Raw genomic sequence first — 20,414 nt, 5'->3', positions numbered from 1 at the left:
CTTCCGCAGGCGCGGCCCGTCGCGCCTGCGGAAACCGCTACACCTTCGGCCCCGCCTCTGCTTTCCTGCACCACAGGAAACGGGGGTGGGGTCCGGCGTGGCGAAACTGATCATCTTCGATTGCGACGGCGTGCTGATCGACAGCGAGATCATCTCGGCGCGCATGTTGGTTCAGGCTTTGGCCGCGCTTGGCGTGCAAATCGACCTGCCCTATGTCGCCCGGCATTTCCTGGGCCGCAGCTACCCCACTGTGATGGCCACCATCCGGCGCGACTTCGGTCTCGACCTGCCACCCGCCTTTGAAGACGATTACCGCGCCCGCCTTCTGGCCGCCTTTGAACGTGACCTTCGGATCATGCCGCATGTGCAGGATGTGCTGGCCCGGCTGGCCCTGCCGCATTGCGTGGCCACCTCGTCCAGCCCGGGCCGGGCCGAATTTTCGCTGCGTCTGGTAGGGCTTGGCAACCTGACCGGGCCGCGGCTCTTCACCGCCTCGATGGTGCCGCACGGCAAGCCCGCGCCCGATCTGTTCCTGCACGCCGCCCGCAGTTGCGGCGCCGATCCCGCCGACTGTCTGGTGATCGAGGACAGCCTGACCGGCATCCGCGCCGGGCTTGCCGCCGGGATGCAGGTCTGGCGCTTTACCGGCGGCAGCCATCTGCGCGACAGCCTGCCCGACGAACCCGAAGATGCCCGCCCGCACCGGCGGTTTGATTCCTTTGCCGATTTCTTCCAGATTGACCCCAGCATGACCGGACCCGCATGAGCACCCGCCCCGACCCCGAACCCAGCCTGCAGGACGAAGCCGCCCGGGCGGGCTGGCTGTATTATGTCGGCGGGCTGACGCAGGACCAGATCGCGCAGGATCTGGGGGTCAGCCGGCAGCGGGCGCAGCGCCTGGTCAGCCGCGCCATGTCAGAAGGGCTGATCCATGTCCGGCTGAACCACCGCATCGGCGCCTGCGTCGATCTGGAAAAGGCACTCACCGCGCGCTTCGGCCTGACCCGCTGCCGCGTTGCCCCCGACCTTGGGCCGGGCAGCGATGGCGTGCGCGCCATTGCCCCCGCCGCCGCCGCCGAATTCGAACGCTTCCTGCGCATGTCCGATCCGCTGGTGCTGGCGCTCGGCACCGGGCGGGCGCTGCGCGGCATGGTGGATGCGGTGTCCGATGGCATCGCCGCCGAACATCACCGCCTTGTCTCGCTGATCGGCAACATCGCGCCCGATGGTTCGGCCTCGTTCTTCGATGTGGTGATGCGGCTGGCCGACAAGGTGCGCGCCCCGCATTACCCGATGCCCGTTCCGGTGATCTCGTCCACGCCGGAAGAGAACGCCGCCTTCCACGCCCTGCCGCCCATTCGCCGCGTGGTCGATCTGGCGCGGCAGGCCGATGTGATCTTTGTCGGCATCGGCCAGATGTCCGATGATGCGCCGCTGCTGAAAGACGGCTTCGTCACCCGTGCCGAGCTGGACGCGATGCAGGTCGCCGGGGCCGTGGGTGAAGTGGCGGGCTGGGTGTTCCGTCACGACGGCCGCTATCTTGAGGTTGGCACCAACCGCCGCACCGGCGGGGTGCGGGTCGAACCGGGGCTGGACCGCCCCGCCATCGGCATCGCCGCCGGGGCGACCAAGGTTCCCGCCATCGCCGGGGCGCTGACCGCGCGCATCGTCAACGGGCTGGTGACAGACGAACCCACCGCCCGCGCGGTTCTGGCGCTGGCAGGCTGACGGCGCGGCCCCGCGTTCGCAGACTGCCGGAAAAAAGATCAGCAATTGAAGGGCGCTGCCCGGATTCCTCACGAAGTGTGAAAAATCCGCTTGACGATTCGGTCCTATGGCGAGCAATTTCCCACTAAGCGATCAATTGCTCAATCGCTGCTGAGGGAGGAAACCATGACTGTTTCGCTGCGCGCGCTTCTGGGCGCGACGGCATTGCTTGCGCTGTCCGGCGCCGCGATGGCCGAAACCACCATCACCGTTGCCACCGTGAACAACGGCGACATGATCCGTATGCAGGGTCTGATGGACGACTTCTATGCCAAGAACCCCGAGATCAAGGTTCAGTGGGTGACGCTGGAAGAAAACGCCCTGCGCCAGAACGTCACCACCGACATCGCCACCGGCGGCGGTCAGTATGACGTGATGACCATCGGCACCTATGAGGTTCCGATCTGGGGCAAGCAGGGCTGGCTGGTGTCGCTGAACGACCTTCCCGCCGAATATGACATTGATGACATCCTGCCCGCCATCCGCGGCGGCCTGACCGTTGACGGCAACCTTCTGGCCGCGCCCTTCTACGGCGAAAGCTCGATGGTGATGTACCGGACCGACCTGATGGAAGCCGCCGGCCTGACCATGCCGGAAGCGCCGACCTGGGCCGACATCGAAAAGGCCGCGGCCGCGATGACGGACAAGACCAAGGAACAATACGGCATCTGCCTGCGCGGCAAGCCCGGCTGGGGCGAGAACATGGCCTTCCTGACCGCCATGTCCAACAGCTTCGGCGCGCGCTGGTTCGATGAAAAATGGGTGCCCCAGTTCGATCAGCCGGAATGGAAGGCGACGCTCGACACCTACATGAACCTGATGACGAACTACGGCCCGCCCGGCGCCAGCGCCAACGGCTTCAACGAAAACCTGACGCTGTTCCAGCAAGGCAAATGCGGCATGTGGATCGACGCCACCGTCGCCGCGTCCTTCGTGACCGACCCCAAGACCTCGACCGTGGCCGACAAGGTGGGCTTCGCCCTTGCCCCCGACAACGGTCTGGGCAAGCGCGGCAACTGGCTCTGGGCCTGGTCGCTGGCGATCCCGTCCTCCAGCCAGAAGCAGGATGCCGCCAAGGCCTTCATCAACTGGGCCACGAACAAGGACTATCTGGCGCTGGTCGCGTCCAAGGAAGGCTGGGCCAACGTTCCCCCGGGCACCCGCAGCTCGCTTTATGCGAACCCGGAATACGCCAAGGTGCCCTTCGCCAAGATGACGATCGACTCGATCAACGCGGCTGACCCGACCGCGCCGACCGTCAAGCCGGTGCCCTATGTCGGCGTGCAGTTCGTCGCCATCCCCGAATTCCAGGGCCTTGGCACCAATGTCGGCCAGGAATTCTCGGCCGCGCTTGCCGGGCAGAAATCTGTGGATGATGCTCTTGCCGCCGCGCAGAAACTGGTCACCGACGAAATGACCGCTGCGGGTTACATCCAGTAACCCCTCCCCGGCGGGGCCGCTCACCACTCCCGTGCGCGGCCCCGCCACCCTTGCCCGATCTCCGCCGTCCTGTCCGTTGCTGCCGGAGTTTCCGTCATGTCCACAAAATCCTCACGCCTCGCCGCAAGGCTGATGCTGTCGCCCAGCGTCGTGCTGCTGCTGATCTGGATGATCGTGCCGCTGGTGCTGACGCTGTGGTTTTCATTCCGGCGCTACAACCTGATGTATCCCGACCGTCAGGGTTTCAACGATTTCGGCAACTACACCCGCTTCGTGATGTCCTCAGATTTCGGTCTGGCCGTCCTGAATACGCTGATCCTGGTCGGCGCGGTTCTGGTGATCACCGTCGTCCTTGGCATCCTGATCGCCCTTCTGATCGAGCGGCCGATGTGGGGGCAGGGCGTGGTGCGCATTCTTGTCATCTCGCCCTTCTTCATCATGCCGCCCGTCGCCGCGCTGATCTGGAAGAACATGTTCTTCAACCCCACCAACGGGCTTTTCGGCGAAGCGGCCAAGTATCTGGGGCTGCCCCCCTTTGACTTTCTGGGTCAGGCGCCGCTGGCCTCGATCATCCTGATCGTGTCCTGGCAATGGCTGCCCTTCGCCACGCTGATCCTGCTGACCGCCCTGCAATCCCTGTCGGGTGAGGAACTTGAGGCTGCCGAGATGGACGGCGCCCCCCCGGTGTCGCGGTTCTTCTACATCATCCTGCCGCATCTGGCCCGGTCGATCACCGTGGTCGTGCTGATCCAGACCATCTTCCTGCTGGGGGTGTTCGGGGAAATCCTGGTCACCACGCAAGGCGGGCCCGGCAGCGCCTCGACCACGCTGCCCTATCTGATCTTCAAGGAAATCTCGCTCGACAAGGACGTGGGCACCGCCGCGGCCGGGGGCGTGGTCGCCGTCATCCTGGCCAATATCGTCGCCATCTTCCTGATGCGCGCGGTCGGCAAGAACCTCGACGCCTGACGGAAAGGATCACCCCATGTCCCGTGCCATCACCCCGCAAGCCAAGGCGATCAACACCGGCCTGGCCTGGTCTGTCGCCCTGCTGATTGCCTTTCCCATCCTGTGGACCGTGCTCACCTCGTTCAAGCCCGAACCGCAGGCCGTCGCCTCGCCGCCCATCTTCCTGGGCTTCGACTGGACGATACAGAACTACATCGACGTGCAGGACCAGCGCGCCTATTTCCGCTACTTCGTCAATTCGGTGGTGATCTCGATCGGCTCCACCCTGCTGGGGCTGATCATCGCCGTTCCCGCCGCCTGGTCGATGGCCTTCGTTCCCGGCGCGCGGACCAAGGATCTGCTGATGTGGATGCTGTCCACCAAGATGATGCCCGCCGTGGGCGTTCTGGTGCCGATCTACCTGATCTTCATCCGGCTTGGCCTTCTGGATACCCGCATCGGCCTGACCGTGGTGCTGATGCTGATCAACCTGCCGATCATCATCTGGATGCTCTACACCTACTTCAAGGAAATCCCCGCCGACATTCTGGAAGCCGCCCGCATGGACGGTGCCGGCCTGCGCGAGGAAATCCTTTATGTGCTGACGCCGATGGCCGTGCCCGGCATCGCCTCGACCGTGCTGCTGAACATCATCCTCGCCTGGAACGAAAGTTTCTGGACGATCAACCTGACCACAGTAAACGCCGCCCCGCTGACAGCCTTCATCGCCGGCTTCTCCAGCCCGCAGGGCCTGTTCTACGCCAAGCTCTCGGCGGCATCGACCATGGCCATCGCACCGATCCTGATCATGGGGTGGTTCAGCCAGAAACAACTTGTGCGCGGCCTGACCTTTGGCGCGGTGAAGTGAGGGTAAAATGGGACAGATCACGCTGAAAGCCGTCCGCAAATCCTTTGGCGAGGTGCATGTCATCCCCGGGGTGGACCTTGAAATCGCCGATGGAGAGTTCGTCGTATTCGTGGGCCCCTCGGGCTGCGGCAAGTCCACGCTGTTGCGGCTGATCGCCGGGCTGGAAGACACCTCCGCCGGCCAGATCATGATCGACGGCAAGGACGCCACCGCCCTGCCGCCCGCCAGGCGCGGCCTGGCCATGGTGTTCCAAAGCTACGCGCTTTACCCGCACATGACCGTGCGCAAGAACATCGCCTTCCCGCTCAAGATGGCGGGTCTGAGCGAGGCCGAGCAGGCCAAGAAGGTGGATGCCGCTGCGGCCGTCCTGAACCTGACGGCCTATCTTGACCGCCGCCCCGGCCAGTTGTCGGGCGGCCAGCGCCAGCGCGTTGCCATTGGCCGCGCCATCGTGCGCGAACCTTCGGCCTTCCTGTTCGACGAACCGCTGTCGAACCTTGATGCCGCCCTGCGCGTGACCATGCGGCAGGAAATCAGCGAACTGCACCAGACGCTGAAGACCACCATGATCTACGTTACCCACGACCAGGTGGAAGCCATGACCATGGCCGACAAGATCGTGGTGCTGAACGCCGGCCGCATCGAACAGGTCGGCAGCCCGCTGGACCTGTATCGCGCGCCCGACAACCTGTTCGTTGCGGGTTTCATCGGCAGCCCCAAGATGAACTTCATCGAAGGCGCCGAAGCGGCCCGGCACAAGGCCCATACCATCGGCATCCGCCCCGAACATATCGGCGTCGGGTCCGGCAACTGGGAAGGCACGGTGCTGCTGTCCGAACATCTGGGATCGGACAGTTTCATCAAGGTTGATGTCGATGGCATCGGCATCATCAACGTGCGCGCCGGGGGCGAACTGGGCATCCACCACGGCAACCGCATCCGGCTGGCGCCGGACGCCGACAAGATCCATCGCTTCGATCCGGCCGGAAAGGCAATCAGATGAGACTGGCAGGAAAGGCGGCGCTGATCACCGGCGCCGCGCGGGGCATCGGTCTGGAATTCGCCCGCGCCTATCTGGCCGAAGGCGCGACGGTGACGCTGGCCGACATCAACATCGACGCCGCCCGGCAGGCGGCGCAGGCACTGGGGCCGCAGGCCCATGCGGTGGCGCTGGACGTGACACGACAGGATTCGATCGACACCGCCTTTGCCGAGGCGATCGCCCGCATGGGCAAGCTGGACATCCTGGTCAACAACGCCGCGCTGTTCTCGGCCGCCCCCATCGCGGAAATCACCCGCGCCGACCATGACCGGCTGTTCGCCGTCAACGTCTCGGGCACGCTGTTCTGCCTTCAGGCCGCCGCGCGCCACATGATCGACCGGGGGCAGGGCGGCACGATCATCAACATGGCGTCGCAGGCCGGCCGCCGCGGGGAATCGCTGGTGGCCGTCTATTGCGCCACCAAGGCCGCCGTCATCAGCCTGACCCAGTCGGCCGGGCTGAACCTGATCGCCCACGGCATCAACGTGAACGCCATCGCCCCCGGCGTGGTGGACGGCGAACACTGGGACGGGGTGGATGCCTTCTTTGCGAAATACGAAGGCAAGGCCCTCGGCCAGAAGAAGCGCGAGGTCGGCGCCGCCGTTCCCTTCGGCCGCATGGGCACCGCCGCAGACCTGACCGGCATGGCGATCTTCCTTGCCACGGATGAAGCGAAATACATCGTCGCCCAGTGCTTCGGCGTGGACGGCGGCAACTGGATGGCCTGACAGATGTATGCACGACTGCCACACTATGATCGTACGTCCCTGACACCCGGAATCGTCCATATCGGACTGGGCAATTTCCACCGCGCGCATATGGCCGTCTATCTGGACGACCTCTTCGCCCTTGGGTTGGGGCATGACTGGGCCATCCTGGGGGCAGGGGTGCGCGCGCCCGATGCCGCCATGCGCAAGGCATTGAAAGATCAGGATTGTCTGTCAACGGTGATCGAGCTTGACCCCTCGGGCAAGACCGCCCGCCGCATTGGCGCGATGATCGACTTCCTGCCCGTGCAGGACGACAACGCCGCCCTGATCGGCGCGATGACCCGCCCCGAAATCCGCATCGTCAGCCTGACCGTCACCGAAGGCGGCTATTTCATAAACCCCGCCACCGGCACATTCGACCCCGCCGATCCCGCCATTGTTGCCGATGCGCCGAACCCCCACCGCACCGCCTTCGGCGCCATCGTGGCGGCGCTAAAGGCCCGTCGTGCAATGGAAATTCCGCCCTTCACCGTGATGTCCTGCGACAACCTCCCCGGCAACGGCCATGTTACCCGTGCCGCCGTTTGCGGCCTGGCCCGCCTGTCCGACTCGGCGCTGGCCGACTGGATCGAGGCCAACGTCGCCTTCCCGAACGGCATGGTGGACCGCATCACCCCCGCCACCGGCCCACGCGAACGCGCGCTGGCGGCGCAGTTCGGGCAGGCCGATGACCCGGTGCCCGTCACCTGCGAACCGTTCCGGCAATGGGTCGTGGAGGATAACTTCCCGCAAGGCCGGCCGCCGCTGGAAAAGGTGGGCGTCACCTTCACCCCGCATGTCCATGCCTTCGAGATGATGAAGATCCGCATCCTGAACGGCGGCCATGCCACCATCGCCTATCCCGGCGGGCTGATGGACATTGAATATGTGCATGAAGCCATGGCGAATCCGCTGATCCGGGGTTTTCTTGACCGTGTCGAACGCGAAGAGATCATCCCCTATGTTCCGCCGGTGCCGGAGACCGACATTTCCGCCTATTACGGCCTGATCGTGCAGCGGTTTTCCAACCCCGAGGTGGCCGATACCGAGCGCCGGCTGTGCCTTGACGGCTCGAACCGGCAGCCCAAGTTCATTGTTCCGTCGATCCGCGACGCGCTGGCCGCCGGCGGGTCTGTCGCCGGGCTGGCGCTGGTTTCGGCGCTGTGGTGCCGTTACTGTTACGGCGAAACCGACAGCGGCGCCCCCATCGCGCCGAACGATCCGAACTGGGATGCCTTGCAGGCGCTTGCCCGGCAGGCCAAGGCTGACCCGATGGTCTGGCTGTCACAGCGCACGATCTATGGCGATCTGGCCGACGATCCCCGCTTCGCCAGTGCCTTCACCGATGCCCTGACCCGGCTTTGGCGCGACGGCACGGCACGGGTTCTGTCCGCCTACATCGCGGGCTGATCGTCAGGGGTCGAACCTGTACCCGAAGCGACCGATGTCCGCGGCACAGATGCCCGCGATCATGTCGGCGTCGGCCGCGCTGAAATAGGGGCGCCAGTCGCGGTTGCGCTGGCTTGTATTGACGCGTGTCAGTGGCAGGCGAAACCCCAGATGCGCCCACAGCGGCTCGGAATCGATGTCAAACTGCTCCAACCGGATGAAAAGGCTTGGCTTCTCGGTCCCATTCTGCCGTTTCAGATAGGCCGCATAAGGCCAGATCCGCAGTGTGCCCTGCGTCTGCGGGTGGTTCAGAAAGTCGCTGAAATCCAGACGTTTCGCCAGCCCGACGGCCGGATGCGCAAAGTTTTGCACCCTGAGCCAGTGGTAGTAGGAAACCATCCGGTCCCATGGGTTGCGGACCAGCGTAAAGGTCAGGAACTGTTCGATCTCGTCCTGGGAAACCAGTCCGATCACATCGGACAGCGTGCTGTGCTTCCACACGCGGCCAGCCGTTTTCACCCCTTTCCACCGGCTTGCCCGCTGCCGGGCCTTGGGGGTGTCGCCGATCAGGATGTCATCTTTCGCCGCCCGCCCTTCCAGCGCCAAGGCCAAGGCGGTGCCGCCTGTCTTGGGGATATGCACGAAGATGAAGCGGCGCTGGCGAGAGATGATCATGGCGTCAACAGGTTGGGCGGGGGGCGGCCCTCGGCCATGGCGATGAGGTTGTCCAGTGCCATGAGTCCCATCGCCTCGCGAACCTCAAGGCAGGCGGTGCCCAGATGCGGCAGCAGCGTGACGTTTTCCAGCGTCTTCAGCGCTTCGGGCACCTGCGGTTCGAACTCATAGACATCCAGCCCGGCCCCGGCGATGCGGCCCGTCTTCAGCGTGGTGATCAGCGCGGTTTCGTCCACCACGTCACCGCGGCTGATGTTCACAAGGATACCGGACTTCTTCATGTATCCCAGGGCCTTGGCATCAATCAGGTGATGTGTCGCCGCCCCGCCCGGTACCGCCACCACCACGAAATCCGCCGCCATTGCACTGGCGAAATCCACCTGCCGGGCCGGCAGGCCGGGGTCGGCGATGGGGGATCGGTTGTGAAACACCACCTCCATCCCGAAGCCGTAATGGCAGCGCCGCGCAATCGCCTTGCCGATGCGCCCGAAGCCGATGATTCCGACGGTCTTGCCGCTGACATGGGTGCCCAGCATCTGCACCGGGCCCCAGCCGTGCCACTTGCCGGCCCGCAGCATCCGTTCGCCTTCGCCCAGTCGTCGCGCCGTCATCAGGATCAGCGCCAGCGCAATGTCGGCGGTGGCATCCGTCACCGCGCCGGGCGTGTTGGACACCGCCACCCCCGCCGCATGGGCCGCCGCCACGTCGATGTGGTTGAACCCCACGCCGAAATTCGCCAGAAGCCGCGTTCGCGGCCGTCCCGCGCGGGCAAAGACCTGCGCCGAAAAACGGTCGCCCAGCGTGGGCAGGACCAGATCGAAATCGCGCAGCGCCTCGTGCAGTTCGTCGGGGGACAGCACATCGGTCCGGTCGCGCAGCACCAGATCGAAGCGGGCGGCGGCGGCCTCGATCACGCGGTCGGGCAGGCGGCGGGTGATCAGGAGGCGCATCAGAACATCCTTCCGCCCAGGGGCACCTCATGGCCGGGGGCCAGTAGCACGACCTCGCCCGCCTCATCCGGCAGGCCAAGCACCAGCACCTCGGATTTCACCGGCCCGATCTGGCGCGGTGGAAAGTTCACCACCGCCAGCACCTGACGGCCGACAAGCCCTTCCAGCGTATAGTGTTTCGTGATCTGGGCCGAGGATCGCTTCACCCCGATCTCTGGTCCGAAATCGACCCACAGCTTGTAGGCGGGCTTGCGCGCCTCGGGGAAGGGTTCGGCCTGCACGATGCGGCCGACGCGGATATCGACCTTGGCGAAATCGTCGTAGGTGATCATTTCCCCAGCTCCCGCCCGCGGTCGGCGGCGGCCTTGACCGCGCGGGTCAGCAGTGCCGGAAAGCCGCTGTCCGGGTTCATCAGCACCTTCAGCCCCTCGGCCGTGGTGCCGCCGGGCGAGGTGACGTTGATTCGCAACTGCGCCGCGCTTTCCGGTGACCGATAGGCCAGTTCCCCCGCGCCGCAGACCGTGGCCCGCGCCAGTTGCATGGCCACATCTTCCGACAGACCCTGTGCCACGCCGGCCTGCGCCATGGCTTCGATCAGATGAAACACATAGGCCGGCCCGCCCCCCGACAGCGCTGTCACCGCGTCGATCTGGTGTTCGCCGTCCAGGATGACCACCTGACCCACGGCCTCCATCAGGGCCTGCCCCAGTGCCAGGCCGGCCGCGCCCGCTGAGGCATTGGCGCAGATGCCGGTGATGCCGCGCCCCACCATGGCGGGGGTGTTGGGCATCGCCCGGACCAGCGGCGTCCGGTTGCCGAGAACCTCTTCGAAAGCGGCGATAGTGGTGCCCGCCGCGATCGACAAGAACAGCGTGTGGCCGTTGCCAAGGGCCTGCAGCGCCGGCAGGGCGGCCCCCATCATCTGCGGCTTCACCGCCAGAACCGCAACGCCGGGCGCCTGCGGCACCCCTTCATTCAGATGCACACCTGTTGCCTGCAGCCAGTCGGACGGGTTGGGTTCGATCACCCAGAAGCTGCTTGCCGGCAGCCCGGCCTTCAGCCAGCCCGCCAGAAGCGCGCTGCCCATCTTGCCGCATCCCAGCAGCACAAGCCCTTCGCGGGCCACGATTTCCAAGCTCATGAGAATACCCCCGGTTTCGGGGGCAAAGGTTAGGCGCGGCCGTAGGCTTCGGCAATGGCGACTTGCATCGCCTGCGCCGGGGTCTTGTCGCCCCACAGTGCCAGTTGGAACGCCGGGTAGAACCTTTCCGACGCCATGACCGCGCTGGAGATCAGCCGGTCAATCTGTTCCGGCCCGGCGATCTGCCCGCCCGCCAGGCACAGACCATAGCGCCAGACCATCAGCTTCTGTTCGGCCCACCAGGTGAAGGCGCCGGTCCAGACCATGTCGTTGCAGCGGTTCAGCACGTCATAAAGCTGGGGCATCCGGGCTTCCGGCGGCTCCATCTCGAAGGTACAGATCAGCCGCAGCGTTTCATCCTGCGCGCTCCAGGCCAGGGTCAGCGAATAGGTGCGCCACTGGCCTTCGACCGCCATGGCGATCTGGTCATCCGTCACACGGTCGAATTCCCAGGCGTGGTGTTCGGCCAGCGTTTCCACGATGTCGATCGGGTGCAGGTCATCCGTCAGCAGGAAATCTTCGGAAAGCGACATGGACCTGGGCCTCATCATAAGGCTTCTCACAGGCCACGACCCACAAGAAGCTGGGTGTCAGGCAAGGATCAGCGTAAGTATTGCGCCATCCTTACTAGATATGGTGTGACCAAAGCGGAAGCCTGTAAAGCGAAATCTGGCGAAATCTTCTGTGGAAAAGCCTGTTTGGGGGGATTTGGCCCTGACAGGTGCGGTCTGTGGCGGGCGTGGCCGGAAAAAAAGGCCGCCCCCGTGCGAGGGGCACACGGGGGCGTATCGGGGCAGGGGCCTCGGCAGCCAGGGGAAGGCCAGGAGACCGGGAAGGGGGACAGGCCCGCCCGCCCGGACAGCCTAAGCCGCCGTTGGATTCAGGCGTGTGACAACCGGCGCCTCAGCCGCGACCGTGGCGCGAGCGGATCATGCCGGTGATCTCGAACGTCCGCTCCAGGATCGGGGCCGCGATGGCATCGGCGCGGTCGGCGCCTTCGCCAAGGATGCGGTCAATCTCGGACGGGTCGGTCATCAGGCGGTTCATCTCGGTCGAGATGGGCGACAGCACCGAAACCGCCAGATCGGCCAGTTTCGGCTTGAAGGTGCCGAACTGGGCGCCGGCGAATTCGGCCACCACCTGATCAACCGTCAGGCCGGACAGGCCGGCGTAGATGTTCACCAGATTGCGCGCATCGGGCCGGTCTTTCAGGCCGTCCGCCGTTTCGGGCAGGGGCAGCGGGTCGGTCTTGGCGCGGCGGATCTTGCGGGCGATGGCATCGGCATCATCGGTCAGGTTGATGCGGCTGTTGTCGGCCGGGTCGGATTTTGACATCTTCTTCGTGCCGTCGGTCAGGCTCATCACCCGCGTGGCCGCGCCTTCGATCACCGGCTCGGTGATCGGGAAGAAATCGACGCCGTAGTCGTGGTTGAACTTGGCGGCAATGTCGCGGGTCAGTTCAAGGTGCTGCTTCTGGTCTTCGCCCACCGGAACATGGGTGGCGTGATAGAGAAGGATGTCGGCCGCCATCAGCGACGGATAGGCCAGCAGGCCAAGCGACGAGTTTTCGGCGTTCTTGCCGGCCGTCTTGTCCTTGAACTGGGTCATCCGGTACATCCAGCCGATCCGGGCAACGCAGTTGAAGATCCAGGCCAGTTCGGCATGGCCCGAGACCTGGCTCTGGTTGAACAGGATCGACCGCTTCGGGTCGATCCCGGCGGCGATGAAGGCGGCGGCGGCTTCGCGCGTCTGGTGGCGCAGGCGGGCCGGGTCTTGCCAGACGGTGATCGCGTGCAGGTCCACAAGGCAGTAGATCGTCTCGATGCCCTCGTCCTGTTTCTCGACGAACCGCTTCAGCGCGCCGAGGTAATTGCCAAGGGTCAGCCCGCCCGAGGGCTGGATGCCCGAGAAGATGCGGGGCTTGAAGGTGGTTGCCATGGTGGGCTCCGTCTGGAAAATCCGGCGGGTCGGGCGTAGACGATGGGGCGAGGGGCGTCAACGGCGCAAGAGCGCGCCCCCGAAGGAGAGCACGGATGAGCCTGCAAGACCACAACGCCCCGCCGCTGAACCCGCTGCCGATGGTGGTCTGGGTGCTGGCGCTGCCGATGATCGCGATGGAGGTGGTGCTGCAACTGGCCGACCGTGGGCTGGTGGGTGGGGCCGGGGGCATTGGCTGGCGTGTGCAGGCAGTGGAACGCTTCGCCTATGTGCCCGATCTGATGCGCTACTTCTGGGCCAACGGGGTGTGGCCTCTGGACGGGATGCACCGGCTGGTCAGCTATGCCTTTGTCCACCCCGATTTCACCGGGGCGCTGTTCGGCGTGGTGCTGCTGCTGGCTTTGGGCAAGATGGTGGGCGAGGTGTTCCGCTGGTGGGCGGTGCTGGTGGTGTTCCTGGGCGCCTGTGTGGTGGGGGCCCTGGCCTATACGGTGCTGTTGCCGGGGGAACGGGGGGCGCTGATCGGGGCGTTTCCGGGCAATTACGGGCTGATCGGGGCCTTCACCTTTCTGATCTGGGTGCGGCTGGCGGGAACCGGGACCAGCCAGTTCCGGGCCTTCACGCTGATCGGCACGCTGCTGGCGCTGCAACTTCTGTTCGGGCTGCTGTTCGGCGGCGGGCTTGGCTGGGTGGCCGAACTGGCGGGGTTCGTCTTCGGTTTTTTCATCAGTTTCGTGGTCAGCCCGGGCGGTTGGCGCCGGGTGATGCACCGGCTGCGCAACAGATAAGGCAGCCCGCCCGCCCTTCGGCGGCCCTGCGGGCGGGCGTGGTTGCGCGACGGATCAGCCCTTGTCGCTGCCCTGATCCCCACCCTGATCGCTGGCCTTGTCGCGGTTGCGGCGGCGCAGGAAGGACTTCAGTTCCGCCAGACCCATGCCGCCGGTTGCCAGAACGGTGCCGAAATAGACCGCGGCCCCGCCCAGAACCAGCACCGCCAGGGCCGGGGTCCGCGTGCCGCGCGCCAGAACGGCATCGCCCATGGCCCACCACATAAGCCACAGCGCAACGCCCATCACCCCGGCGGCCAGCAGCATAAGCGGCACCCTGCGACGGAACCGATCATCCAGCCGGGTTGCGGTGCCCATGCTGCGTGTGCCGTGCCAGAGTTGCGCCACCATCACCCAGCTTGAAAGCGTGGTGCCCACGGCGGCGGCCAGATAGCCGAAAACAGGCATCAGGCCGAAGGCGGCCACCGCATTCACCACCATCGAGATGACGGCAAAGTTGAACGGGCGGCGGGTATCTTCCCGCGCGTAATACAGCGGTTGCAGAACCTTGTGCAGCACGAAGGCCGGCAGGCCAAGCGCATAGATCGCCAGCGCCATCGCAGTGGCCCGGGAATCGGCGGCGGTGTATTCGCCGCGTTCGAACAGGACCGAGATGATCGGCAGGGCGATCACCATCAGCGCCACCGCCGCCGGCACGGTCAGGAACAGCGCGAATTCGGCGCCGCGGTTGAAACTTTCGCGGCCGCCGGTTTCATCCTCGGCCCGCAGCCGGCGCGACAGGTCTGGCAGAAGGACGACACCGATCGCGATGCCGACCACCCCCAGCGGAAGCTGGTAAAGGCGATCCGCGTTGTAAAGCCAGGCGACGGCGCCTTCGGTAAAGCTGGCAACCTGGCGGCCAACCAGCAGGTTGATCTGAACCACCCCGCCGGCCAGCACGGCCGGGGCGGCGATGATGGCCAGCCGCTTCAGTTCGGGCGTCAGCCGCGGCCAGCGGAAGGCGACCGAGAATTTCTGTGCCCGCAGCACCGCCCAGACAAAGACAAGCTGCAGCACACCGGACAGCGTGACGGTCCAGGCCAGTGTGCGGCCCAGATCCCAGCCGAACCAGTCTGCCCCGAACATCGAGACCACCAGAAAGACGTTCATCAGCACCGGCGCCACGGCGGTGGCGAAGAACCGCCCCATGGCGTTCAGCACCCCCGACAGCAGCGCGGTCAGCGAGATGAACAGGATATAGGGAAAACAGATCTGGCCCAGCGTCACCGCCAGATCAAAGCGTTCGTCGCCGTGAAAGCCCTTGGCCATCAGCAGCACCAAGAGCGGCATGGAGAAATGGCCAAGGATCGAGAACACGGTCAGCAGCGCCGCCATGCCCCAATAGGCATCGCGGGCAAAGCCTTCGGCATCTTCGCCGGCTTCCAGCTTCTTCGCGAACATCGGCACGAAGGCCATGTTGAAGGCGCCTTCGGCAAAGAAGCGGCGGAACATGTTGGGCAGCGATTGCGCCACGATATAGGCCTCGGCCACCGGGCCCGAGCCCAGCCAGGCCGCGACCATGGCGTCGCGGATGAAGCCGACGATGCGACTGAGCAGCGTCCAGACGCCCACGGTCAGGAAGCCATGGACAAGGCGGATCGGTTTCATGGCTGTTCGGGGCTCCGGGCCTGTGCCGGGACGGGCAGGGCCGATAGGGGAAAACGGATCATGTGCCCTGCGCCCTTTCGGCGCCTTCGGCAATGGCCTGACGCAGGCGCTTTTCCAGCGCTTCCTGCTTGTGCTTCTGGTGCAGCTTCAGGCCGAACATGTCTTTCACATAGAAAGTATCAACCACCTGCGCGCCATAGGTGGCAATCACCGCCGAGACGATCGAGATGTTGGAACTGGCCAGCGTGCGGGTCAGGTCATACAGCAGCCCGGGGCGGTCGCGCGTGTCGACTTCGATGATCGTGTAGATGTCCGAACCTTCGTTGTCGAACATCACATGGGTGGGGAAGCGGAATTCCCGTTCCCGCTTCTTGACCTTGTCGCGATCCTTCAGCGCCTCGCGCGGGATGATCTCGCCGCGCAGGGTCTTGTCGATCATCTGTTGCAGGCGCGGCAGGCGGGCGGCCTCATAGGGCTTGCCCTCGGCATCCTGCACCCAGAACACCGGCGTCGCGTAGCCGTCCTTCGAGGTATAGGTGCGCGCGTCGCGCACATTGGCGCCCACCAGCGCCAGCGCACCGGCCAGACGGGAAAAGATGCCCGGGTGATCGGCCAGCGCGAAACAGGCGCGGGTGGCATCGCGGTCATCGTCGGGGTGCAGGTCGATGCGGATCTCGTCGGTGCCGATGCCTTTCAGCAGCCGGGCAAAGACGGCGTGGGTATCGGTGGACAGACCCTGCCAGTAGGGCGCGTAATGGCGCGCGGTTTCGTGGCGCAGATCCTTGGCTTCCCAGCCGGCCAGCCGGTCACGCAGGGCGCGCTTGGCCTCGTCCTCGCGGTTCTCGCGGTTGACGGATTCCAGGCCGCCTTCCAGCGCATCGGCCGTCTGCTTGTGCAACTGGCGCAGCAGCATGGCCTTCCAGTTGTTCCAGGTGCCGGGGCCGACACCGCGGATGTCACAGACCGTCAGCACCGTCAGCAGGTCCAGCCGCTTGCGCGTCTTCACCGCCTTGGCGAAATCGCGCACGGTGCGCGGATCGCCGATGTCGCGTTTCTGCGCCATGTCGGACATCAGCAGGTGATGGCGCACCAGCCATTCGACGGTTTCACATTCCTCATCGCTGAGACCCAGGCGGGGGGCAACGCGGCGGGCGATCTGGGCGCCGAGGATCGAGTGATCCTCGGGCCTGCCCTTGCCGATGTCATGCAGCAGCAGCGCCACATACAGCACCTTGCGGTTCACCCCGGCCTTCAGGATGGAGGACGACAGCGGCAGATCCTCGATCAGCTCGCCGCGTTCGATCTGCGCCAGGATGCTGATGGTCTGGATGATGTGCTCGTCCACCGTGTAGTGGTGATAGACGTTGAACTGCATCATCGCGACGATGGGTTCGAATTCGGGAATGAAGGTGGACAGGACGCCCATCTCGTTCATCCGCCGCAGCGGCCGTTCCGGGTTGCCGTGTTTCAGCAGCAGGTCCAGGAAAATGCGCGCGGCTTCGGAGTTTTCGCGCATGTCGTCGTCGATCAGATGCAGATTGGCCGACAGCAAGCGCAGCACGTTGGGGTGCAGCAGATAGCCGGTGCGCAGGCCCTCTTCGAAGATGCGCAGCAGGTTCAGCTTGTCTTTCAGGAAGTCCTGCGGATCGCGCAGGTCGATCCGGCCCTGCACCAGCGTATAGCCGGATTTCACCCGCTTGGTGCGCTTGAAGATGCCGAACAGGCTGGCTTCGCGTTTGGCATGGCGGGCTTCCAGTTCGGCCAGGAAGATGCGGGTCAGCTCGCCCACGCGGGTGGCATGGCGGAAGTAGTCCTGCATGAAGATTTCCACGGCACGGCGGCCGCCCTGATCGGCATAGCCCATGCGGGCGGCGACCTCGGGCTGGACATCGAAGGTCAGCGTGTCGGTGGCGCGGCCGGTGATCAGGTGCAAGTGGCAGCGGACGGCCCAGAGGAAATCTTCCGCGCGGGTGAAGGTGGCGAATTCGTCGGCACTGAACAGGCCCGCCCCGACAAGCCCGGCCGCGGTGGGGGTGCGGTGCAGGTATTTGCCGATCCAGTACAGGGTCTGAAGGTCGCGCAGGCCGCCCTTGCCTTCCTTGACGTTGGGTTCCAGCACATAGCGCTGACCGCCCTGCCGGCGGTGGCGTTCGGCGCGTTCGGCCAGTTTCGCCTCGATGAACTGCGGGCCGGTGCCGTTGAACAACTCTCCCCACAGCCGGTCTGCCAGTTCGGTGGCCAGCGGTTCATATCCGGCGATGAAACGGTGTTCCAGCAGGGCCGTGCGGATGGTGATGTCATCACGCCCCAGCCGGATGCAATCGGCCACGGTGCGGCTGGCATGGCCGACCTTCAGCTTCAGATCCCACAGCATGTAAAGCATCGATTCGATGACGCTTTCGGCCCAGGGGGTGATTTTCCAGGGCGTCAGGAACAGCAGATCCACATCGGATTGCGGCGCCATCTCGGCCCGGCCATAGCCGCCGACGGCCAGGATGGCGATGCGCTCGGCCTCGGTCGGGTTGGGCAGCGGGTGCAGGGTCTGCGCGACGGCGAAAGCGGCGGTGACAAGGCCATCGGTCAGCCAGGCCTGTGCGGTGACCAGTGCGCGGGATTCGCGGGGCCGGGCGGCAAAGGCGGCGGCCAGACGGGTGTTGGCGGCGGCGCGCGCCTCGGCCAGATGGCGCACGGCGATGCCGCGGGCGGCGCGCGGTTCCACCGGATCGGGGCTTGCGGCCAGTTCGGCCAGGATGGCCGACACAAGGCTGTCGCCGTCAAGGATTTCGGCGGCGGGCAGCAGCAGGGACCGCCCGTCGGGCGGTCCCTTTTGTGCGGTGGTTCGGCTGGCCTCAGAGGCCGGCGCCGGCGAAGCTGCGGGGAGCGGGGTCAATCACGACGACCTGGTTGTTGCGGATTTCAGCCACGGCAAGGCCGCGTTCGTTGGTGCCGTCCGAGCGGAAGCGGAAGATCCCCGAAACCCCGGCGAAGCCTGCCCCTTGCGTCAGCGTGCCGGCCGAGATGTCACGGCCCTGGCGTGCCAGCGCACCGATGGCGGCGATGCCATCATAGGCCAGCCCGGCAATCGGATGCGGCGCCGCGCCATAGGCCGACTGGTAGCGGCTTTGGAACTGCGCATAAAGGCCCGGATCGGGCAGCGCGAACCAACCGCCCTGCAGGCTGGGCAGGCCCAGGGTCTGGGCCGGGATGTCCCAACGGGTCAGGCCGACGAACTTGGAGGCGCCGGTGTCAAGCCCGTTGTCCACCAGAAGCTGGCTGAGCAGCGGCAGGGCTCCGGCGGTATCGGCCGTCAGGAAGACCGCGTTCGCGCCCTTTTCCCTGGCGGTCTGCACGATGCCGGGGGCCGCGCCGGACACGCCGTTCTGCGAGAATTCGTAAGAGGCGATGGCCACCACGTTGCCGCCGGCCGCGGTCACGCCGCGCTGGATGGCGTCGCGGCCAAGGGTGCCGGCGGTGTTGCGGTCATGCACGATCATGACCTGACGCTTGCCGCTGCGAACGGCGTAAGAGGCCAGACGCCGCGCCGTGTTGTCGAAGGTGGGGCCAAGCACGAAGACATTGCCGCCCGCGATGGCGGGATTGTTCGAGAAGGCCAGAACCGAGATGCCCCGCGGCGCCATGGCCACGCCCACGGCATTGGCCTCTTCGGCGAAGACCGGGCCAAGGATGACCTGCGCGCCTTCGTCTGCTGCCTTTTGCGCCATGGCCACCGCTTGCGCGGGCTGGCCGGCGGTGTTGTAGACCCGCAGGTCGATGCTGACGCCGGACAGGTCTGCCACGGCCAGACGCGCGGCATTTTCAAGCGCCTTCGCCAGTGCGGCATCGGTGGATTGCGACGATCCGCCCGGCACCAGCAATGCCACCTGCACCTTCTTGCCCGAACCGCCCGAACCGGACGCGGACATCGGTTCGCCGCCGGGCACGCAGGCGGCCAGGAAGAGACCGAAGAAGACAACGAGAAGGTGGCCCAAGGACTTGCGGGCCCGAAGCATTGCGGACAACATGGAAACTTCCTCTGGCAGAGAAGGCGCGGAGACCGTGGTCACGTTAGATGTTTCCCGCAGCGAAGTAAACTTGCCCGGGGGCCTGCGATGAGCGGTTCCTGGGTGCCCGGAGACCCCCCCGGCGGGATTGCGCCGGGTCTGCATCTGGTGGCGACGCCCATCGGCACGGCCCGCGACATCACCCTGCGCGGGCTGGACGTTCTGGCCGGGGCCGAGGTGCTGATGGCCGAAGACACCCGCACGCTGCGCCATCTGATGGAGATTCACGGCATTGCGCTGGATCGCCGCCCGCTGATCGCCTGCCATGACCATAACGAGACCGAGGTGGCGGCGCGGATGGTGGCGGCTCTGGAAGCGGGAAAGTCGGTCGCCTATGCGTCAGAGGCGGGAACGCCGCTGGTGTCGGACCCGGGATTCGCCCTGGTGCGGGCGGCGGTTGCCGCCGGGCAAAGGGTACATGCGGTGCCGGGGCCTTCGGCGGTGCTGGCGGCGCTGACGCTGGCGGGGCTGCCGACGGACCGTTTCCTGTTCGCCGGTTTCGTGCCCACGGCGGCGGGTGACCGGGCGCGGGTACTGGCCGAACTGGCGGCGGTTCCGGCGACGCTTGTGGTCTACGAATCGCCGCGACGGGTGGCGCGGACGCTGGCGGAAATGGCGCAGGCTTTCGGGCCGGACCGGCCGGCGGCGATGTGCCGGGAACTGACCAAGCGGCATGAAGAGGTGCGTCGCGGCACGCTGGGCGAGCTGGCTGATGCGTTGCAAGGTCAGGAACCGAAAGGCGAAATCGTTCTGGTCGTCAACCGGGCGGCGGCCCGCGTCACCAGCGCCGAAGATTTGCGGACGGCGCTGGAAAATGCACTGCAGACGATGAGCGTTAAGGATGCAGTAGCTTTCGTGTCGCAAGATCTGGGGGTGCCACGGAAAGAGGCCTATCGACTGGCGCTGGACCTTGCGGGGCAATAGGGCCCCTTGCGGGCCGATCATGCGGAGGCGGTGCGATGCCACTGGATTTCGGGTTCGACACGGGCGCTGCCGGCCTGCCTGTTGCCC

The 20,414-nt window shown here is 65.7% G+C and carries 19 protein-coding genes; 10 read left to right on the top strand and 9 right to left on the bottom strand.

Annotated elements, in window-relative coordinates; all coding sequences use genetic code 11:
• Positions 1-97 precede the first annotated feature (97 nt).
• The 8 genes from B6K69_RS06790 to B6K69_RS06755 all read left to right on the top strand — a co-directional run bounded on the left by B6K69_RS06790 (position 98) and on the right by B6K69_RS06755 (position 8,224).
• Positions 98-766, top strand: coding sequence for an HAD family hydrolase (locus B6K69_RS06790; protein ID WP_108643248.1), 669 nt, complete (start codon positions 98-100; stop codon positions 764-766).
• Positions 763-1,728, top strand: a complete 966-nt coding sequence (locus B6K69_RS06785; RefSeq protein ID WP_108643247.1) for a sugar-binding transcriptional regulator — start codon at positions 763-765, stop codon at positions 1,726-1,728. Before B6K69_RS06790 ends, B6K69_RS06785 begins: the two co-directional genes overlap by 4 nt.
• A 165-nt stretch (positions 1,729-1,893) precedes the next feature.
• Positions 1,894-3,207, top strand: coding sequence for an ABC transporter substrate-binding protein (locus B6K69_RS06780; protein WP_108643246.1), 1,314 nt, complete (start codon positions 1,894-1,896; stop codon positions 3,205-3,207).
• Between the two features lie 96 nt (positions 3,208-3,303).
• Positions 3,304-4,176, top strand: coding sequence for a carbohydrate ABC transporter permease (locus tag B6K69_RS06775; RefSeq protein WP_107672330.1), 873 nt, complete (start codon positions 3,304-3,306; stop codon positions 4,174-4,176).
• 16 nt (positions 4,177-4,192) lie between these two features.
• On the top strand, positions 4,193-5,023 hold the full coding sequence (locus B6K69_RS06770) for a carbohydrate ABC transporter permease (protein WP_108643245.1): 831 nt from the start codon (positions 4,193-4,195) through the stop codon (positions 5,021-5,023).
• Between the two features lie 7 nt (positions 5,024-5,030).
• Complete coding sequence (locus B6K69_RS06765; protein ID WP_108643244.1) at positions 5,031-6,026, top strand: ABC transporter ATP-binding protein; 996 nt, start codon at positions 5,031-5,033, stop codon at positions 6,024-6,026.
• Positions 6,023-6,793, top strand: coding sequence for an L-iditol 2-dehydrogenase (locus B6K69_RS06760; RefSeq protein WP_108643243.1), 771 nt, complete (start codon positions 6,023-6,025; stop codon positions 6,791-6,793). The genes B6K69_RS06765 and B6K69_RS06760 overlap by 4 nt, the downstream gene beginning before the upstream one ends.
• 3 nt (positions 6,794-6,796) lie before the next feature.
• The gene (locus tag B6K69_RS06755) at positions 6,797-8,224 is read left to right on the top strand and encodes a mannitol dehydrogenase family protein (protein WP_108643242.1); all 1,428 of its coding nucleotides are present in this window, start codon (positions 6,797-6,799) and stop codon (positions 8,222-8,224) included.
• 3 nt (positions 8,225-8,227) lie between these two features.
• Here B6K69_RS06755 and B6K69_RS06750 read toward each other — a convergent pair whose 3' ends face one another.
• The 6 genes from B6K69_RS06750 to trpS all read right to left on the bottom strand — a co-directional run bounded on the left by B6K69_RS06750 (position 8,228) and on the right by trpS (position 12,907).
• Positions 8,228-8,878, bottom strand: a complete 651-nt coding sequence (locus B6K69_RS06750) for a sulfotransferase family 2 domain-containing protein (RefSeq protein WP_108643241.1) — start codon at positions 8,876-8,878, stop codon at positions 8,228-8,230.
• Complete coding sequence (locus tag B6K69_RS06745) at positions 8,875-9,828, bottom strand: 2-hydroxyacid dehydrogenase (protein WP_108643240.1); 954 nt, start codon at positions 9,826-9,828, stop codon at positions 8,875-8,877. The genes B6K69_RS06750 and B6K69_RS06745 overlap by 4 nt, the downstream gene beginning before the upstream one ends.
• Positions 9,828-10,160, bottom strand: coding sequence for a tRNA-binding protein (locus tag B6K69_RS06740; RefSeq protein ID WP_108643239.1), 333 nt, complete (start codon positions 10,158-10,160; stop codon positions 9,828-9,830). The genes B6K69_RS06745 and B6K69_RS06740 overlap by 1 nt, the downstream gene beginning before the upstream one ends.
• Complete coding sequence (gene proC / locus B6K69_RS06735; protein WP_108643238.1) at positions 10,157-10,969, bottom strand: pyrroline-5-carboxylate reductase; 813 nt, start codon at positions 10,967-10,969, stop codon at positions 10,157-10,159. Before proC ends, B6K69_RS06740 begins: the two co-directional genes overlap by 4 nt.
• Before the next feature lie 29 nt (positions 10,970-10,998).
• Complete coding sequence (locus tag B6K69_RS06730; protein WP_108643237.1) at positions 10,999-11,502, bottom strand: type III secretion system chaperone family protein; 504 nt, start codon at positions 11,500-11,502, stop codon at positions 10,999-11,001.
• Between the two features lie 370 nt (positions 11,503-11,872).
• Positions 11,873-12,907 carry a tryptophan--tRNA ligase gene (gene trpS, locus B6K69_RS06725; RefSeq protein WP_108643236.1) on the bottom strand — a complete coding sequence of 345 codons (1,035 nt, stop codon included), beginning with the start codon at positions 12,905-12,907 and terminating at the stop codon, positions 11,873-11,875.
• 95 nt (positions 12,908-13,002) lie between these two features.
• Here trpS and B6K69_RS06720 point away from each other — a divergent pair, with 95 nt between their 5' ends.
• A complete protein-coding gene (locus tag B6K69_RS06720) occupies positions 13,003-13,695 on the top strand; it encodes a rhomboid family intramembrane serine protease (protein ID WP_108643235.1) in 693 nt (230 codons plus the stop codon).
• 54 nt (positions 13,696-13,749) lie between these two features.
• On the opposite strand, the gene murJ is transcribed toward B6K69_RS06720, so the two are convergent.
• The 3 genes from murJ to B6K69_RS06705 are packed head-to-tail and all read right to left on the bottom strand — an operon-like array spanning position 13,750 to position 19,364.
• The gene (murJ, locus tag B6K69_RS06715; protein ID WP_108643234.1) at positions 13,750-15,342 is read right to left on the bottom strand and encodes a murein biosynthesis integral membrane protein MurJ; all 1,593 of its coding nucleotides are present in this window, start codon (positions 15,340-15,342) and stop codon (positions 13,750-13,752) included.
• Positions 15,343-15,400: 58 nt separating this feature from the next.
• Positions 15,401-18,232, bottom strand: coding sequence for a [protein-PII] uridylyltransferase (locus tag B6K69_RS06710; protein WP_108643233.1), 2,832 nt, complete (start codon positions 18,230-18,232; stop codon positions 15,401-15,403).
• Positions 18,192-19,364, bottom strand: a complete 1,173-nt coding sequence (locus tag B6K69_RS06705; protein ID WP_107672344.1) for a penicillin-binding protein activator — start codon at positions 19,362-19,364, stop codon at positions 18,192-18,194. Before B6K69_RS06705 ends, B6K69_RS06710 begins: the two co-directional genes overlap by 41 nt.
• Before the next feature lie 87 nt (positions 19,365-19,451).
• Here B6K69_RS06705 and rsmI point away from each other — a divergent pair, with 87 nt between their 5' ends.
• Positions 19,452-20,327, top strand: coding sequence for a 16S rRNA (cytidine(1402)-2'-O)-methyltransferase (gene rsmI, locus B6K69_RS06700; RefSeq protein WP_108643232.1), 876 nt, complete (start codon positions 19,452-19,454; stop codon positions 20,325-20,327).
• Positions 20,328-20,414: the final 87 nt, after the last annotated feature.

It is taken from the genome of Pseudogemmobacter blasticus (assembly GCF_003071405.1).
Lineage (GTDB): Bacteria > Pseudomonadota > Alphaproteobacteria > Rhodobacterales > Rhodobacteraceae > Pseudogemmobacter > Pseudogemmobacter blasticus.
The sequence above is the reverse complement of the archived record's forward strand: the minus strand, read 5'-3'. Positions and strand labels throughout refer to the sequence as shown.

Excerpts from the sequence above, each read along its gene's own strand:
- B6K69_RS06705 (WP_107672344.1), bottom strand. The coding sequence starts at position 19,364 with ATGTTGTCCGCAATGCTTCGGGCCCGCAAGTCCTTGGGCCACCTTCTC.
- B6K69_RS06740 (WP_108643239.1), bottom strand. The coding sequence starts at position 10,160 with ATGATCACCTACGACGATTTCGCCAAGGTCGATATCCGCGTCGGCCGC.
- B6K69_RS06770 (WP_108643245.1), top strand. The coding sequence starts at position 4,193 with ATGTCCCGTGCCATCACCCCGCAAGCCAAGGCGATCAACACCGGCCTG.
- B6K69_RS06750 (WP_108643241.1), bottom strand. The coding sequence starts at position 8,878 with ATGATCATCTCTCGCCAGCGCCGCTTCATCTTCGTGCATATCCCCAAG.
- B6K69_RS06730 (WP_108643237.1), bottom strand. The coding sequence starts at position 11,502 with ATGTCGCTTTCCGAAGATTTCCTGCTGACGGATGACCTGCACCCGATC.
- B6K69_RS06785 (WP_108643247.1), top strand. The coding sequence starts at position 763 with ATGAGCACCCGCCCCGACCCCGAACCCAGCCTGCAGGACGAAGCCGCC.
- proC (WP_108643238.1), bottom strand. The coding sequence starts at position 10,969 with ATGAGCTTGGAAATCGTGGCCCGCGAAGGGCTTGTGCTGCTGGGATGC.
- murJ (WP_108643234.1), bottom strand. The coding sequence starts at position 15,342 with ATGAAACCGATCCGCCTTGTCCATGGCTTCCTGACCGTGGGCGTCTGG.
- rsmI (WP_108643232.1), top strand. The coding sequence starts at position 19,452 with ATGAGCGGTTCCTGGGTGCCCGGAGACCCCCCCGGCGGGATTGCGCCG.
- B6K69_RS06775 (WP_107672330.1), top strand. The coding sequence starts at position 3,304 with ATGTCCACAAAATCCTCACGCCTCGCCGCAAGGCTGATGCTGTCGCCC.
- trpS (WP_108643236.1), bottom strand. The coding sequence starts at position 12,907 with ATGGCAACCACCTTCAAGCCCCGCATCTTCTCGGGCATCCAGCCCTCG.
- B6K69_RS06780 (WP_108643246.1), top strand. The coding sequence starts at position 1,894 with ATGACTGTTTCGCTGCGCGCGCTTCTGGGCGCGACGGCATTGCTTGCG.
- B6K69_RS06755 (WP_108643242.1), top strand. The coding sequence starts at position 6,797 with ATGTATGCACGACTGCCACACTATGATCGTACGTCCCTGACACCCGGA.
- B6K69_RS06765 (WP_108643244.1), top strand. The coding sequence starts at position 5,031 with ATGGGACAGATCACGCTGAAAGCCGTCCGCAAATCCTTTGGCGAGGTG.
- B6K69_RS06745 (WP_108643240.1), bottom strand. The coding sequence starts at position 9,828 with ATGCGCCTCCTGATCACCCGCCGCCTGCCCGACCGCGTGATCGAGGCC.
- B6K69_RS06720 (WP_108643235.1), top strand. The coding sequence starts at position 13,003 with ATGAGCCTGCAAGACCACAACGCCCCGCCGCTGAACCCGCTGCCGATG.
- B6K69_RS06760 (WP_108643243.1), top strand. The coding sequence starts at position 6,023 with ATGAGACTGGCAGGAAAGGCGGCGCTGATCACCGGCGCCGCGCGGGGC.